This is a genomic window from Mycobacterium sp., assembly GCF_052144515.1.
Lineage (GTDB): Bacteria > Actinomycetota > Actinomycetes > Mycobacteriales > Mycobacteriaceae > Mycobacterium.
Genome location: NZ_JBKQQD010000178.1, coordinates 12765 through 28817, shown reverse-complemented (window position 1 = coordinate 28817; position 16053 = coordinate 12765). Strand labels below are relative to the sequence as shown.

Here is a 16053-nt window from a genome sequence, read left to right as displayed (position 1 = left end):
AATCCCTAGCAGGCGCCTTCCACAAGAGCCGCATCAAGCAGGTCGCCGATGCGATGGCGTTCCCACAGGTTCAGCAGATTCGACAACATCTGCAGCGGCGCACGCACGCTTTCGTCATTCTTGATGCACGGGTCCGTGCGATCGCCAGGGGTTGAAGCACCAAAATCGCTTGCGTATCAGCGCCGGTACATCCAGTAGCCAGGCCACGCCTATCACCGCCGCGTAGAGCAGGGTGTGCCGGCGCAATCGGTCCGGGTCGAGAGCCGGACCGCCACAGCGACGGACTTCGGTGACGAACACGTCCAGCAGTTCGTCGAGATGCCCGTCCTACATCGAGGTTTCCGCACCCGACATGGCTCCCCACAGGGCCATGCCCAAATTCATCTGGCTGACGCACCCCCAGTCCATCAAGCCACAGTGCAGGCCGTCGGTATCGCGCCAAAACCAGGCATTGTCGACGTTGGCGTTCCAATGGCACAGTGCGACATAGTCGGTGTCGGCCGCCAGTTGGCGCGCAACGAAGTGCTCGTGTGCTGCGATCCGCGGCGCGTCCGCGTGCGGAAGCGACAAGAACTCTGGTGAAGCAACGTTGGCGGGCAGCAGTCCGGGATGGGTTTCGGCGAACTCGGCCAGCTGAGCCAACCGCCGGTCCAGTTCGTCCGTGCTGAGTGGTGTGCGGTTGCCGACTGTCGCGGCCTGCACGTCGAGCGGAAAATGTGCGGTCAGGTCGGCCGGCAGGCGCCCGGCTCGGTGGGTGCCGTGTCGGCCAAGCGCGCGACGGCGGCAAGCAGCGCGCGATAGTGCTCAAGCGACTCGGGCATCTCATAGTCGAGGCACTTGTGATATTGACGTTCGATTCCATTGCTGCTGAACTGGATTCGCTCGCTGATCAATATTCCTGTGCCGGTCTTCCGGTGGTAGTCGCCGAACAGCGCCCTGGGTACCGAGATGGGAAACCCGGCTGCCCGCGACAGCGACGCGAACCGCACCTCGGGCTCCATTTGCGTCTTTCCGCGGTCGCGTATCGGGTTGTCGAAGTCGCGTGAGAACTTGACGAACAACTCGGTGCGCAGGCCCGGCTCAGCCTCGTCGTATTCGACCGACAGCACGACTTTGCGTCCCGTGCTGCCGCCGGCGACCTCACACAACCCGGTAATGCGCGTGACGCTGTTACCGTCGAGCGCGCCTCCCGCCCGGAATGCGTCGGTGAGAAATCGTGCCCCGCCGTTGCGCAACGCCGCGGCGTCGGCGGGAAACGGCATACCGAACTGGTCACCGGTCACCCAGCGGTGAGTCTCACTGTGCACTGTTCTGAATCACCACGTCTGTTCGGCCGCGCGTACCAGCATGTGGTTGACCGCCACCCGACGGTCACGCGTCACCATGAAAAGCACCGCGTCGGCGATGTCTTCCGACCGCAACTTGACCATGCCGGCCGTCTGGCGCTCGAACGTCTCCCGCGACGACTCGGCCAAATGGGTGAAGATCTCTGTGTCGACGGTCCCGGGACCCACGACACCGACCCGAACCCGCTTGCCAATGAGCTCTTGACGGATGCCCTCGCTGAAGGCGTTGACACCAAACTTGGTCAGTGCGTACACCGCGGTGCCGGGCCGGGCCACCCAGCCAGCGGTGGAGCTGATTGTGACTACGTCGGCCACCCCGCGGGGTGAGTCGGCGGCCGCGTCGATCAAATGCGGAAGTGCGGCTCTGGTCGCGTAGAGGACACCCTGCACGTTGACCGCCACCATGTCATCCCAGTCCTGCAGGGAAGCCTCGGCAGCGGTACCCATTTGCATCGTGCCGGCGTTGTTGACCAACGTGTCGAGGCGTCCCAACTCGGCGACGACGCGCTGCACCGCTGTTGATACTTGCTCGGCGTCGGTCAAGTCGGCGGGCACCAGCAGTGCTGTGCCCCCGGCGGATTCGATCTCGGTTTTCACCTCAGCCAGGCGATCAGCCCGGCGGGCCAGCAGTGCCACCGCAGCGCCTTGGGCGGCCAACGCCTTCGCCGTGGCTGCGCCGATACCGCTGCTGGCACCGGTCACAAGTGCGGCGGTGTTCGCCAGCGTCTGAGTCATGTCCGGCCTCCCGTTGGCGTCCCGGCGCGCAGAGGCTCGCGAAGCACTTGGTAAAGATAGTCGTTGTCCTCACCGAGGTCGGGGGCGCCCCGCGCGATGTGCGTTGGGGCGTGCGCCATCCGCCATGACGCTCCCAGTATCGGGCGCTGACCCTCGTGGTGATCGGTGACGAAGCGGTACAACTCGCGGTCCCAGAGTCGTTGATCGCCGATGACATCGACTGACGTGGCGCTCTTGGTGGCCGGGACGCCCGCCGCCCGCAGGCGGTGCGCGAGTTGCTCGGCATCATGGTTTCGGGTGAGTGCCGCGAGGTCGGCATCGAGCGCCGCGGCCTGGTTGTGCCGCTCGCCCACTGTGACGTAGCGCGGGTCAGCGAAAAGCGTTGAGGCATTGAGCACGTCGCACAACCGCTGCCATTCGGAATCGTCGGACACGGCCACGGTGATCCAGGATCCATCCGCGCAGGGGTAGCAACCGTGCGGGCACATGTCGGGATGGTTGTTTCCGCTGGGCCCCAGGCGTTTTCCGGTGAGGCTCTGCTCGAGCAGGCAGTCCCCGATCATCGTCGACAGGGTTTCGACGGCCGATACGTCGACGAATTGGCCTTCACCGCTGAGCTCTCGATGCAGCAATGCCATCATGGCGGCGTACGCTGCCGCTGCGCCGACGGTGGAGTCCCCGTAGCGCATGCTCGCCCCCAGCGGAGGCCCATCGGGATAGCCGACCAGGGAAGCGAGGCCGGCCAGGGCGGCGAAACACGGCGCGTAGCCGGTTTGGTGCCCCAGTGGACCGTCGTTGCCCCACATCTTGATCGACACCGAGATGATGTCTGGCTTGATCTCTGTGAGCTGCTCGTACCTCAGGCCCTGACGTTCCATCGCTCCCGGGCGCAGGTTGTTGATCACGATGTCGCTGCGGGCGATCAGCTCACGCAGCCGCGTCATGCCCTCGGATGACTTGATGTCGAGGTCGACACTGAGGATCTCGGGGTTGATGCTCAGAAAGAAGGGCGCGTGGTTGATATCGGTGCCGCCGTAGGCGCGCATCTCCTCGGGGTGAGAAGCGGTTTCGACTTTGATCACTTCAGCGCCGAGCAGCGCCAGCAGCTTGCCCGCGTAGGGACCGGCCCACACCTTGGTCAGCTCCACGACGCGTACCCCTTGCAGCGGTCCTCCGCGTGGATTATTGGACGACTTCAGTTGGGCAGACTTGACGGTCGCGGCCACGCGTGGGGTGTCAAGCCGGTGCAGGATCGGTGCGATGTGCTGCCCGAGAACCGGTGCAGCAGAGGTGATTTCAGCCGGTGATGCGCTGAGCGAGTACGGGACGGTGGGATAGGCCGCGGTACCCAGCACGGGGTGGTGCACATCCTGGAAGAAGCCGCGATGACGATACTGCGCCGATTCGTGCAGATCCGCGGCGTCATTGACGGGGACCAGCGGCACGCCGAGCCGCTGAGCTTGTTCGGCCGCAGCCTCTTTGGCTAAGCCCTTGACCCACGCCGCGAACCCCTGCTGGAACGTAGCGACCTTTTCCTGCGTGACGGAGAACTCCAGCCAGTCGTCGTCGAAGTCGTCGAGCCACTGCGGATGCCCCATGAGGGCCTCGACGCCCAGCCAATGCGCGCGGCTGGTCATGTAGAGGTAGACGAAGCCTTCGGCGCAGGCGAAAAACGAGGCCGGGCCCTGCTGGTCGAAATCGCTGCGTTCACCCTCGGCCGGCACCTCGCCCGTGATGAACCGGCCCACGATGCAATCGGAGCGCGAAACGAGCACGGCGTGTTGCGACACGTCGATGACGTCGCCCTGGCCGGTGTGCAGGCGCCTGAACAGCGAGGAGGCGACGCACAGCGCCGCCTCCAGTCCGGCTTCGTAGTCGGCGAGGAATCGGCCCGGACCCTGCAACGGCGGATCGGCGGGGTCGGCGTGGCTGGGCGTGTGAAACCCCCATCCACTGGCGTGAAACACGTTGATGCTCTTGGCGTTGCCGAACTCGGCATCGGCCAGTTGGCCGAACGGGGTGATCGAACAAAACACCACACCCGGGTGCCGCGCGGCGCCGGCCGTGACCCAAGAGGTCCCGTCGTCGATGACAGCGTCGGCGGTGCCGATGATCTCGTCCAAGCGTTCTGCGGCGGCGCCGCCGAGAACCACGGACTGCTTGTTCGTGTTGAGGTAGGCGAACAGTGCGCTGTTTTCGCATCCTTGGGAACTGAGATCGTCACCGAGGATGGGCGCCATCGCCCGGGTGGGGCTACCGCACCCGGGCGCCTCGATCTTGATCACATCGGCCCCGAAGTCGGCCAGCAGCTTCCCGCAGTACTCCCCTGCGACCGACCCGGCCAGTTCGACGACCCTGATACCGGTCAGCGCCGACATACCCACCCTCCCCAAGCGGTCAGGGCTTGCTTCGTCCCGAGCGGCTCAGGCGCCACTCCGGCGGGAAGTTCAAGTCGTTGTCCTTGACGACGTTGCTGAGTCCCTTTTCGAAGGTGCCCTCGGTGAGGTCGACCTCTTGCGCGTCGTTCTTGATCATCGGCAGCATGCCCTCGACCATGCCGGTGAGCAGGCTGCCGAAGTACTCGCCCTTGTGCTGCTTGTAGAGCTCCAGAAAGGTCTTCTGCACCGCGACGGTGTCGGTCGGACGGCACCGGGAACACGCCAGCGCGTACTTCTGCGTCTCTTCCTCCAACTTGTCGCGGGGCACCACGCTGTTCACGAAGCCGCAGTCGTACATCTCCTTGGCGCTGAACGGCCGCCCGGTGAAAAGCATTTCGGAGAACTTCCGCAGGCCCATCGTCTCCGCCCACCACCACAGCCGAGGTCCCCAGCCCACGTAACGGAAGGCAGGGTGGCCGAAAAGCGCGTCATCAGAGGAGACCACCAGGTCGGCGTCGCCGGCCTGGTAGAAGTGCCAGCCGTAGCAGTAGCCCTTGGCCTCGATAATGCTGATCTTCCGAAGTTCTTGCAGGGGGCGGTTTCCCGCGCGGGCCTTGGCGTAGAAGTCGGTGACCGTGGACAGGTAACGGTAGGAGCCGCCCGGCGGGTACTTGACGTCGTCGTCGTTGATCGCGAGCTCGTGAAGCAGCGGCAAGCCCGGATTCTCCAGCATCGGGCGCTGCTCAGGCAGGTCTCCGCCACTACCGAAATCTTGGCCCTCGCCGCGGATCACGACGACCTTGACGTCGTCGTCCACGTTGCACTTGTGGATCAGATCGGCATAGTTCTGCCGCATTCCCAACGTGGTGGAGTTCTGCGCCTCGGGACGATCGAAGGTGATGTAGGCGATCTTGTTCTTCTTGTCCTTTTCGAACTTGATGTACTGCTCGGCTTCTTTCTTCAACTTCTCGTAGTCGTATTCCGGCATGGCTCTCTCTCCACTTCGTTGTGCCTAATTGAGTAAGCGATTACTTGAGCAACGCACCTGCATCGACGGGTAGCGAAACGCCGGTGACGCAACGAGATTCGTCAGAGGCGAGGAACAGGACGGCGTTGCTGATGTCGGCGGCTTCCACCCAGGGCACCGGCAACGTGTGCGTCATCTGCGAGAACGGCGCGAAGTCCTCTGGTCCGGGATTTTCCAGATCCGGCCGAAACAGCTTGTATGTAATGTCGTTCATGGTCATCGGTGTGTTGACCTGGCTGGGGTGCACCGAGTTCACTCGAATCCCGTACTGGCCCAGCTCGACGGCGAAACTGCGCATCAGGCCCAGCACGCCGTGTTTGGCCGCGATGTAGTGGCCGGTGTAGGCGAGGGCCTTGTGTGACCCGACCGAGCCGGTCAGCAAGATGGAGCCGCCGCGTTGGCCGGCGAGGATATGCGGCACACCGGCTTTCACGGTCTTCCACACGCCGGAGAGATTGACGTCGATCATGTCCTGCCAGATCTTCTCCGGGATCTTGTGCAGCTTGTTGCCGAAGGTGCCGATGCCCGCGTTCGCGACGATGATGTCGAGCCGGCCGAGTTGTTCCACACCACTGTCCACCAAGGCTTTGAGCGCATCGTAGTCACGCACGTCGACCTGCGCGGTCACGATGCGGCGGTTCTGGGCTTTGACCAAGTCGGCGGTCTCGGCGAGGTCGTCCGGTGTCGAGTGCGGGTAAGCCATGTTGTCGATCGGTCCGCAGATGTCGAACGCGATGATGTCGGCGCCCTCCTGCGCCAACCGCACCGCGTGACTGCGGCCCTGACCCCGCGCGGCACCGCTGATCAGGGCGACCTTGCCCTCGACCCGCCCGGCCATCACGCCACCACCGTCGGCAGGGTTTCCCAGCCCCGCACCGTTGACGTCGGGCTGAGCTTGGCGTTGGCCAGGTCGACGTCCCACTCGGGGAACCGTTTGAGAATTTCCTCGAGGGCGACGCGGCCTTCGAGGCGCGCCAGCGCTGAACCCAGGCAGAAGTGGGCGCCCACACTGAAAGTCAGGTGCGGCCGAGCGGCTCGATGGATATCGAACTTGCCGGCGTCGGGCCCGAACTGGCGCTCATCGCGGCACGCCGCCCCGACGAGCATCATCATCACGCTGCCTTCGGGCACCGTCTGGTCATACAGACTGACGTCGCGGGCCACGTAGCGTGCCATGTGCGGCGCGGGCGGCTCGAAGCGCAGCAGCTCCTCGATCGCCTGCGGGATCAGCCCGGGGTTTTCGACGAGTTCGCGACGCTGGTCGGGGTGCTCCGCGAGTACCTTTCCCGCCCAACCGATGAGCCGGGTCGTCGTCTCGTTGCCTGCTCCGGCAACGACGTTGAGGTACACCAGGATCTCGTTCCGGGTGAGCCGCCGTTTCGTGCCGGTCTCGTCGACGAACTCAACGTTGAGCAACTCGGTCATGATGTCGTCAGAGGGATGCTCGGCTCGCCAGTCGATGTACGCCTCGAACTGCTCCCCGACGGACAAGCCATGCTTATGCTCCATGGGTTTGCCCGCCTCCGTGCGGAGCTGGGCGTTGACGCGATCACGAACCATTTCCTGGTCGTCCTCGGGGATGCCGAGCAACATGCTGATGACCTTCATCGGCATGATCGCGCCCAGGTCGGTCACGAAGTTGAACTGACCCGAACCCACCAGCGGATCCAACGATTGAGCGCAGAAATCACGGATCAACGGCTCTAGCGCGGCGATCTTGCGCGGGGTGAACATCCGTGACAGCAGCTTGCGGTGCACGTCGTGGATCGGCGGGTCTTCGAAGATCAGCATTCCCGAGGGGATTTCGAGGTTGGCCTTGATCAACTCCAGGATCACGCCGCGGGCGGAGCTGTAGGTGCCGTGGTCGATCAGCGCCTTGTTGACATCGGCGAAACGGCTCAGCGCGAAGAAGTCGTATTCGGCGTTGTAGTAGAGCGGCGCCTCGTCGCGCAGGCGCGCGAACATTGGGTACGGGTCGGCGATCAGCTCGACGTCGTACGGGTCGAATCGAACCTCGCTCGCGGTGCTCGTTGTCACGAAATTCCTCCTACCGGTGCTATTTCCGGATGTTGCTCTGACGAGCACACGGCTGGGCTGAACAGGCTTGGGGACGGCTGGCCGTCGGATTACTCTATTCTCGTAGAGAATCACATGGCGGGTGCTCTGGCAAGACCCAGTGCCGCGAAAGTCCATGCTCACCTGCGCCTGCGCCGCGCGGTGCGCTCATTGTCCGGCTGGGTCAACCGCCCCTTGTCTGGGCTCTTGAGGATGCCGCCGGCGATTGCCGACAAGATCAGGTCGAGTTGTTCGGGGCTGTCGATGATCCGGTCGCCGTGGGCGAACCGCAGCAGGAGACCGTTGATGAATGTCAGGGTGATGTTGCTCAGATCGTCGACCACGGCCGATTCCAGCTCGGCGCCGTGCGGCATGAGTTGCACGAGGATTTCCCGGTGTAGTTTGGTGAACCCGTCCGTGGCTTGCTGCAGGATCGCGGCGAGCGCCGGGTCGCGGGTGGCCTGCATCGTCAGCTCGTATCGGGCCTTCGTCCGGGAGAACTGCGGTTCGCTGCCGGCCTGGATGACGACCTGCGACAGCCGCGACGGCGAGGGGTTGCCGGCCCGGCCATCGGCGCTGTCGGCTACGGACTGCAAGCTCGCCAGGTCTAGCTCAGCCAGCCGCTCGGCCACCGCACGCAGCAGCGCGGAGCGGGTGCGGAAATAGAAGGAGGTGGTGCCGTCGGGTACGCCGGCCTTGCGGTCTACCTTCAGATGGCTCAGCCCCTTGGCCCCCTCGTCGGCCAGGAGCTGAATCGCCGCGTCACATAAGTCCCGGCGACGCTCCGCAGGATTGGGCTTTCGGCGTTGCGGTGCAGCGCGGGTTTGTCGGGCCATACGGGGTAGCTTTCGTGCCGACGGACGTGGAACGTTGATGTTGGATCACGAGGCTACTCTATATTTGTAGTGTGAGTAAAGCGCCGCAGTCATTGCGGCACGACGGGGCCGAAACCGCGATGTGAACTCGGGGAGCCGGCGGGCGACGCCGAGCCCCTGGCTCTGGCGGTTCTTACGGCATCCAAATGCTTGTCCACCAATGGTTTTCGACTCCGTGCGGATTCAGTCTGCTAAAGCAAAGAAACCGCGCTGCCCGGGAAACAACGCCTTTTGCTAGGTAAACGTGAAAATCCGGCGCGACACGCCGCTTCGGGCGTCGTGATGGATAGCTCCGGTCCCTTACCTTGAGCTGAAACGTCCGACAGGAGGCTTTATAGGAGGCCGCCGCGGTGACCGACAGCCAGATCGATGGGGTTTCGCGTCGTGAATTTCTGTCGAGGGCAGCCGCGGGCGGCGCCGGGGCATTGCTGTCGCTGGCCGGTCCGGTCATTGAAAAGGCGTACGGGGCGGGCCCGTGTTCGGGTCATTTGACCGACATCGAACACTTCGTGTTCTTGATGCAGGAGAACCGGTCGTTCGATCACTACTTCGGCACGCTCTCCGGCACCAATGGGTTCAACACGGCTTCGCCGCTATTTCAGCAAGCGGGGTGGAACCCGAAGACGCAGTCGCTTGATCCCAGCGGTGTCACGCTGCCCTACCGATTTGACACCACCCGGGGGCCCCTGCTGAACGGCGCGTGCGTCAACGACCCGAACCACGACTGGGGCCCGATGCACACCTCGTGGAACAACGGCGCCATGAACAACTGGCTGCCATCGCAGGCATCGAGCCTTCCGGCGGCCAACGTCGCTGTGATCATGGGCTATTACACGCGCCAGGACATCCCCGTCCACTACATGCTGGCCGACACGTTCACGATCTGCGATAACTACCACTGCTCGGTGTTGGGCCCGACCATACCGAACCGGCTGTACTGGGTCAGCGCCGCGCTCGGCTTCGACGGCACTCGAGGCGGGCCACAGCTGACGACCCCCGACATCCCTCCGATTCACCAGTTCAGTTGGACCACCATGGCGGAGAATCTCAGCGCCGCCGGCGTCAGTTGGAAGCTGTACGAGACGAAAAAATTCGGCCCAGTCGTCGACACGGTTGTCGGTTATGGCGAGATATTTGCGAACTTCAAGCAGTCCGCAAATCCGGCGTCAGATTTGGCTCGCTACGGCCTCGCTCCGACCTACCCCGCGGACTTCATCGCCGATGTCACAGCCGACAAACTACCGCAGGTTTCCTGGCTGGTTCCGGGTTTCCTGGCGTCCGAACATCCCTCACTCCCGGCGGCGTCCGGTGCTATCGCGATTGTGGACGCGCTAAGAATCTTGCTGTCCAACCCTGCTGTGTGGGAAAAGACCGCGCTGATCATCAGTTATGACGAAAACGGTGGCTTCTTCGACCATGTCGTGCCGCCGACAGCCCCCGCGGGGACCCCCGGCGAGTACGTCACCGTCGCCGACATCAACTCAGTGCCGGGGTCCGCAGGCATACGTGGCCCGATCGGTCTGGGCTTCCGTGTTCCCTGCCTGGTCATTTCTCCGTACAGTCGTGGGCCGCTGATGGTCCATGACACGTTCGACCACACCTCACAGTTGCGATTGCTTGAGACCCGGTTCGGGGTGCCGGTTCCCAACCTGAGCCCCTGGCGGAGAAGCGTGACCGGCGATATGACGTCGACCTTCAACTTCTCTGTCCCGCCCAACTCGTCGAAACCCAACTTGGATCACCCATTTGTCGCGGCCCTGCCGAAACTGTCGCAGTGTATCCCCACCGTAGTGCCGGCGTACCTGGGCGATGGGCGTCCCTATCGGGTGCCCTACCCGCAGACGATGCCTACTCAGGAAACTTCACCCACTCGCGGGATTCCCAGCGGTGTCTGCTAACCAGCCTTGCATGGACCGACTCGGTATCGGATTCCTGAGCGTATTCGCGCTTCCACCAGTGGAGTTGGTCGATCTCGCCGCAGACCTTGGCTGCCCCCATATCTCAACCGTCGTGCAAGGACAACCGTTGGTAGCGCTCGACTTTGGGCCCTATTCGCTGCGAGACGACGTCGCGTTGCGGCAGGACCTGCTTGCCGCGATGGATCACCGCGGTGTGACGATCTCGCTCGGCGACGGCTTCCTGGTGCTGCCCGGCGCCGAGATGCGCACGTTCTCCGCGGATCTTGACGTCCTGGCCGACCTCGGCGTTCCGTGGATCAACGCCGTCAGTCTCGACCCGGATCTCGGCCGCACATTCGACCAGTTCGCCGCGCTGGAAGAGCTGGCCGCGCAGCGCAACATCCGAACGGCCGTCGAACCGGTGCCCGGCCTGACGGTCGGCGACCTGCCCACCGCGCTGGCCGCTGTGGAACACGTCGCCAGCCCCGACTTCCGGCTGCTGATCGACACCATGCACCTGGTCCGGTCCGGTTCCAGCGCAGCCGATCTGGCTGCCGTTAACCCCGACCACATCGGCTACGCCCAACTCAACGACACTACGCTGCAGCCGCGCATCGACAACTACATGGAGGAAGCCATGTTCGAGCGCATGGTTCCCGGCGAAGGCGAACTACCTCTCCACGACATCCTCTCGGCGCTTCCCCCTGGCATCGTGATCGAACTCGAAGTACCCAGACGATCACTGGCCTTGGCCGGGGTCAGCCCCATCGATCGGCTGCGCCCATGTGTCGACGCCGCCCGCCGATTGTTGGCGGAGATCGCCTAGCTCTCACTCCCAGTCATTCACTGGGGCACCGCAGGTTTGAGCGCGGTCTCGCGGATCACTTTGTGCACGAACGCCAGCTTGCGGACCACCGGTGGCGGGATATAGGCACCGAATTCCTGTTCCTCGGGGACCAGCCAGTTACAGCCCAGGCTCGCTGACCTCGTGCACGCTATCCAGACCTGGCCGTCGATCAGGGCCGTGCCCGACGAGGTGGCGACCATGGCGCGACTCGGGACATGCAATCCAAGTTCGGCCGAGCAATTCGGGCAGCGTTGCGACTCGAATGGGGTGAAACCTCGACAAACGGGACAGGCGAACGCGTGCACGGATTCAATGGTCGCAGGCGTTGGGACGTACGTGCCGCAGTTAAAGCCACGACCACCCAAAATCCACGTCCACGCAAGACCTCAGCTCGGCTCGCGCAGCGGGAGTCCGGCGGCGCGATAGATCGCATCGATGACGGTCATGTTCTCGACCGCATCTTGCGGCGTCGTCTTCACCGGTTCGCCGCGCAGCACCGCGGCGGCGAAGGCGTCGAGCTGATAGGCGTAGGAAGCGCGGCGCGGGAAGCGCTCGACTCGTTTGCCGTCGGCCGATCGGACCGAAAGCCGATGGAAAAGCTGGGGCAGCACCGGGTTGAGCACGCGCAGCTCGCCCCGGTCGCCGACCACGTGAGCGCTGATCTGCAGCAGATGCGACGACCACATCGAGCAGCGGACTCGGCCGGTATGTCCGCCGCCGAACCGCAACTCGGCAGTCATGGCCCGGTCGACCTGTGGATCGCGCAGTTTCGCCTGCGCCGAAACGACTTCCGGGGTTGCACCGCCGAATGTCCGGACCATGTGGACCGGGTAGCACCCGGCGTCCATTGTCGCGCCGCCGGCAAGCGAGTAGTTGTAGCGGATGTCGGAGAACCTCGGCAGCGGGAAGCACATGGCGGCCTCCACCCGCTCGAGCCTGCCCAGCTCCCCCGAGGCAATGATCTCCTCAACCCGCAAAGCCAACGGATGGTAGCGGTAATGGAAGGCCTCCATCACGACCCGGTCCGACTGCGCGGCCAGTTTGGCGATCTCACGGGCTTCGGCGGCGTTGGCGGTGAACGGCTTTTCGCACAGCACGTGTTTACCGGCGGCCAGTGCGGCCCGGGTCCATCGACCGTGCAAACCATTCGGCAGCGGGTTGTAGACCGCATCCAGATCCGGGTCGGCGATCAACTTATCGTAATCGTCGTGTACCCGGGCGATGTCGTGTTTGGCGGCGAAGGCCTGCGCGCGCGACGCATCGCGCGCCGCGACGGCGGCCACCACGACCTCGCTGTTTCCCTTCGCCGGGTTGATAAGCGCCAATGGTGCAATGCGGGCGGCACCCAGAATGCCGATCCGCAGCGGGGCGGCTCCGTTTCCAGACATCAGCCGACGCTAGCACCCGACCCGGTTCGGTTTGTGATGCGACAAGGTCCTTGGCCGGATCCACGAAGGTTGACTAGGGAGACGAGCGCGGGTTCGTTCGAGATGCCATGCCCTAACGCATATTTCGCGGCAATCTCCCTGCCCGGCTAAAACCCCAGCGAGACGGTCGCGAGTCCGGCGATCACGCCAAACACCACGATCACCGCGCCGACGACCACCAACACACGTGACCGGAAAGAGCCCCCGAGCATCGCGAACGAGGGCACGCTCACGGGCCGCAGCGTCATTAGCAACGCCCCTGCCGGGCCCACGCCCATGCCAAGCGTGAGCATTGCTTGAATAATCGGCACTTCGCCCGCGGTGGGGATCACGAACAAGATGCCGGCAACCGCGAACGCCACGATCCAACCGATGCTGCTCGTCACGCCGGGGGTCCGATGTGCGGAAATAGCCACGCCCGCGCCGCGCCAAGCAGCAACACCAGCACGATGTACTCGGGCAGGAGTTTCTCTCATTCAAGCCTCCAGGCGTCGTTGGTCTCAGCCGAGCGTTTGCGGGTCGACTTCGTACACCGAGACGGGCTCCAGTACCACGCCGGTTTCCTCGACGTAGCGGTCCCACAGCTGCAGGAGTTCGGCCAGCTTGTCGGGCCGTGAGCCGGCCAGGTCGTCGATTTCGCCCGGGTCGGCGGAGAGATCGTAGAGCTGCCAGCTGCCCGGGCCGTACGGCGCGGGCAGGTAGAGCGCCTTCCAGTCGCCCTGGCGGATGGCGCGGCGGCCGAACAACTCCCAGCCGGTGCCGGTATCGGCGTCGTGAACCGCATCGGCGCCACCCGACAGATATTCCACCAGCGAGCGGCCGCGCATGGGTTCCACCTCACGGCCCTGGTAGGCCGTGCCGGGGTGGGCGACACCGGCGAGCTCCAGCACGGTCGGAGCGATGTCCATGACGGTCGCGAAGGCGGTGCCGATCTCACCCTGCCGGGCGAAACCCGGCCAGGTGACAAACCCGACCACCCGAACGCCGCCTTGGGTGGTGAACGCCTTATGCAGGCGCGACGGCGCGGTGGCAGCCTGTGCCCAGCGGGGTCCGTACCAGATGAACGACGTGGGGCGACCGAGGTTGTCGAGGCTGTTATCGCAATGCTTTTCGATCTGCGCGGCGATCTGGGCACCACGAAGCGGCATAGCCTCGACGATCGCTCCCTCTGCACCGTTGTCGGACATGAAGATGACGACCGTGTTGTCGAGTTCCCCGGTCTCGGCCAGGTAGTCGATGACCCGGCCGATGTTCCAATCGATCCGGTCCACCATGCCGGCGTAGACCTCCATGCTGCGGGCCGAAAGCGCGCGCTGATCGGCGGTCATGTCGGCCCACTCCGGAGCGCCGTCGGCCACGACCGGGTGCGCCGCGACATCGGGCGGGCACAGGCCGAGCCTCTTGAGCGCTGCCAACCGCGCCTCCCGCAGTGCGTCCGGACCGGCGTCGTACCGGCTGTGATAGGTCGAAATGGATTCGTCGGGTGCCTGCAGCGGCCAGTGCGGCGCTTGAAAGGGCAGATAGGCAAAGAACGGTCGGTCCTGGTTATCGAGGTCCTCGGAACGTTCGCGGAAGTAGCGCAGCAGGGTGTCGGTGTAGTAGTCCGATGAGTAGAAGTCGTCGCCGACCGTGACGAAGTGGTCGTCTTCGGTGTAAAGCGTTGGCACAGGAGAGAACCCGCCGCCCGCGGCGCCGCCGTAGTGGCTGGCGCCGGCTGGCAGCAGAGCGAACGAACGCTCGAATCCGCGGGCCCACGGCGACGTCTCGATGGTGGAGCCCAAATGCCACTTGCCCGACATCAGCGTCAGATAGCCGGCGTCGCGTAGCAATTCGGGCAACGCCACGACCCGGTCGTTGAGGTAGCCCTCGTAGCCGGGCGCGCCCTGGAAACCGGGTGCGGCGACCTCGAGCATTGTGCCGATGCCGGCGATGTGGTGATCGGTTCCGGTCAACAGCATCGCCCGGGTGGGCGAGCAGGCCGGCGCCGAATGAAAATCGGTGAACCGGGTCCCCGCGTGGGCTAGCCGGTCCAGATTGGGCGTATGGATCTCGCCGCCGAATGCGCCGATATCGGAAAACCCGAGATCGTCCGCCACGATTAGCAGGAAGTTGGGCCGCTTCACGGTCAAAGATCCTTTCAGGTCTGCTTGCTGATCAGCGACGGGCGAATGCGGGTGCGTGCTCGGGCCGGACCCCGACGCCGATGAAATACGCGGGCAGCACCGACAGCCACGGCAGCCGCTGGAACAGGCCGAGAAGGGCCGCCGGCGGCGTGGGGTCCGCGCCGCGCAGCAGCGGGCCGAGCAGCCTGCTCTGCAACACCCGTTGCACTGCCTGGGTCACCGCGGTGGGAAATACACGGCGGCGGCGGACGGCTGCCAGGTCGCGATCGGTGACCCGGTGCTGCCGCAGTGGCTCGGCCAATATGGTCGCGGCCGCGACGGCATCCTGGACCGCCATGTTGATGCCGACGCCGCCCAGCGGAGACATCGCGTGCGCGGCGTCGCCGATGCACAGCAGCCCATCGGCGTGCCAACGACGCAGCCGATCTACCCGGACGTCAAGGTGCTTGATGTCGTCCATGGACGTCAGCGTCGCGACCGCCTCGGCCGAATCCGGCAGCAGTGCGCTGACGTCGCGACGGAACGCCTCGATACCTCGCGCACGCAACTGGGAGTCAGTGCCTTTGGGCCCGAGGTAAGCAATCTGGTCATAACCCTCGCGTGGGATCACACCGAGGGCCTTGCCCGGAGCCACACGAGGCAAGAACGAGAATTCCGCGTTGCCTTCGCGCGGCAACCTGAACCACCACACGTCGAAGGTGACCGGGTGCTCGCGCGTCTTCAGCCCAGCGTCGCGACGAACGATCGACCACCGGCCGTCGCACGCAACGGTCAACTCAGCGCGCAGTTCGCCCGGTCCCTCGGGTCCTTGATAGCGCACTCCGGTGAACCTGTCGCCTTCCCGCAACAGCCCGGTGGCCTCGGTCTTCATCCGCAATGTGAAGCTCGGCTCGGCTTGGGCGGCATCGGCCAACAGGTTCAGCAGGTCCCATTGCGGCACCATTACGACAAAGGGATAGGGTTGGCGCAAGCGCGCGAAGTCGACGTAGGTCACCGAGCGGCCGTTGGATTCGAATCTCGCTTTCTGCACCTCGCTGTGGGGCAACGCCGCGAAGCGCTCCCACAAGCCCAGCTCGTCGAGCAGGCGCATCGTGGTCGGATGTACCGTGTCACCGCGAAAGTCGCGCAGAAAGTCGCCGTGCTTTTCCATCAGCGTGACCTGCACACCTGCCCGAGCCAACAGAAGGCCGAGGACCATGCCCGCCGGGCCGCCGCCGATGATCGCGCACTCGGTCGTCTCTGTCGTCTCAGCCATCAGCGCTCAAGCATAATGCGCGCCCCCTTGCCGGCGAGCGCGCGTGTTTGGCCGCCGACACGCCGGCAAGCGTGGCATTCTGCGCAC

General features: G+C 64.6%; 13 protein-coding genes and 1 pseudogene. 2 read left to right on the top strand and 12 right to left on the bottom strand.

Going from position 1 to position 16053, the window contains the following annotated elements; translation table 11 throughout:
• Positions 1-5 precede the first annotated feature (5 nt).
• From ACLP9N_RS11935 to ACLP9N_RS11905, 7 genes and pseudogenes are all read right to left on the bottom strand, one after another.
• A pseudogene (locus ACLP9N_RS11935) lies at positions 6-1283 on the bottom strand (hypothetical protein).
• Positions 1284-1316: 33 nt separating this feature from the next.
• A complete protein-coding gene (locus tag ACLP9N_RS11930) occupies positions 1317-2081 on the bottom strand; it encodes an SDR family NAD(P)-dependent oxidoreductase (protein ID WP_442407601.1) in 765 nt (254 codons plus the stop codon).
• The gene (locus ACLP9N_RS11925; RefSeq protein WP_442407600.1) at positions 2078-4459 is read right to left on the bottom strand and encodes a CoA transferase; all 2382 of its coding nucleotides are present in this window, start codon (positions 4457-4459) and stop codon (positions 2078-2080) included. The genes ACLP9N_RS11930 and ACLP9N_RS11925 overlap by 4 nt, the downstream gene beginning before the upstream one ends.
• A gap of 19 nt (positions 4460-4478) precedes the next feature.
• Entirely contained in the window at positions 4479-5447 is a 969-nt protein-coding gene (locus ACLP9N_RS11920; RefSeq protein ID WP_442407599.1) for an enoyl-CoA hydratase/isomerase family protein, read from the bottom strand.
• A 40-nt stretch (positions 5448-5487) separates the two neighbouring features.
• A complete protein-coding gene (locus ACLP9N_RS11915) occupies positions 5488-6324 on the bottom strand; it encodes a mycofactocin-coupled SDR family oxidoreductase (protein WP_442407598.1) in 837 nt (278 codons plus the stop codon).
• Positions 6324-7523: a cytochrome P450 gene (locus ACLP9N_RS11910; RefSeq protein ID WP_442407597.1), complete on the bottom strand. Its 1200-nt coding sequence runs from the start codon at positions 7521-7523 to the stop codon at positions 6324-6326. The genes ACLP9N_RS11915 and ACLP9N_RS11910 overlap by 1 nt, the downstream gene beginning before the upstream one ends.
• A gap of 158 nt (positions 7524-7681) precedes the next feature.
• The gene (locus ACLP9N_RS11905; protein ID WP_442407596.1) at positions 7682-8377 is read right to left on the bottom strand and encodes a TetR/AcrR family transcriptional regulator; all 696 of its coding nucleotides are present in this window, start codon (positions 8375-8377) and stop codon (positions 7682-7684) included.
• Between the two features lie 389 nt (positions 8378-8766).
• Between ACLP9N_RS11905 and ACLP9N_RS11900 the strand changes: the two genes are divergently transcribed.
• Together ACLP9N_RS11900 and ACLP9N_RS11895 are read left to right on the top strand one after the other, a co-directional pair.
• Complete coding sequence (locus ACLP9N_RS11900) at positions 8767-10314, top strand: phospholipase C (protein WP_442407595.1); 1548 nt, start codon at positions 8767-8769, stop codon at positions 10312-10314.
• Positions 10315-10324: 10 nt separating this feature from the next.
• Entirely contained in the window at positions 10325-11140 is an 816-nt protein-coding gene (locus tag ACLP9N_RS11895) for a sugar phosphate isomerase/epimerase family protein (RefSeq protein ID WP_442407594.1), read from the top strand.
• 17 nt (positions 11141-11157) lie between these two features.
• On the opposite strand, the gene ACLP9N_RS11890 is transcribed toward ACLP9N_RS11895, so the two are convergent.
• From ACLP9N_RS11890 to ACLP9N_RS11870, 5 genes are all read right to left on the bottom strand, one after another.
• Entirely contained in the window at positions 11158-11466 is a 309-nt protein-coding gene (locus ACLP9N_RS11890) for a zinc-ribbon domain-containing protein (protein WP_442407593.1), read from the bottom strand.
• Positions 11467-11547: 81 nt separating this feature from the next.
• Positions 11548-12549: a Gfo/Idh/MocA family protein gene (locus ACLP9N_RS11885; RefSeq protein ID WP_442407592.1), complete on the bottom strand. Its 1002-nt coding sequence runs from the start codon at positions 12547-12549 to the stop codon at positions 11548-11550.
• Positions 12550-12695: 146 nt separating this feature from the next.
• Entirely contained in the window at positions 12696-12950 is a 255-nt protein-coding gene (locus ACLP9N_RS11880; RefSeq protein WP_442407591.1) for a permease, read from the bottom strand.
• A 138-nt stretch (positions 12951-13088) separates the two neighbouring features.
• Positions 13089-14711, bottom strand: coding sequence for an arylsulfatase (locus ACLP9N_RS11875; RefSeq protein ID WP_442407590.1), 1623 nt, complete (start codon positions 14709-14711; stop codon positions 13089-13091).
• Positions 14712-14742: 31 nt separating this feature from the next.
• Complete coding sequence (locus tag ACLP9N_RS11870) at positions 14743-15966, bottom strand: FAD-dependent oxidoreductase (RefSeq protein WP_442407589.1); 1224 nt, start codon at positions 15964-15966, stop codon at positions 14743-14745.
• Positions 15967-16053 lie beyond the last annotated feature (87 nt).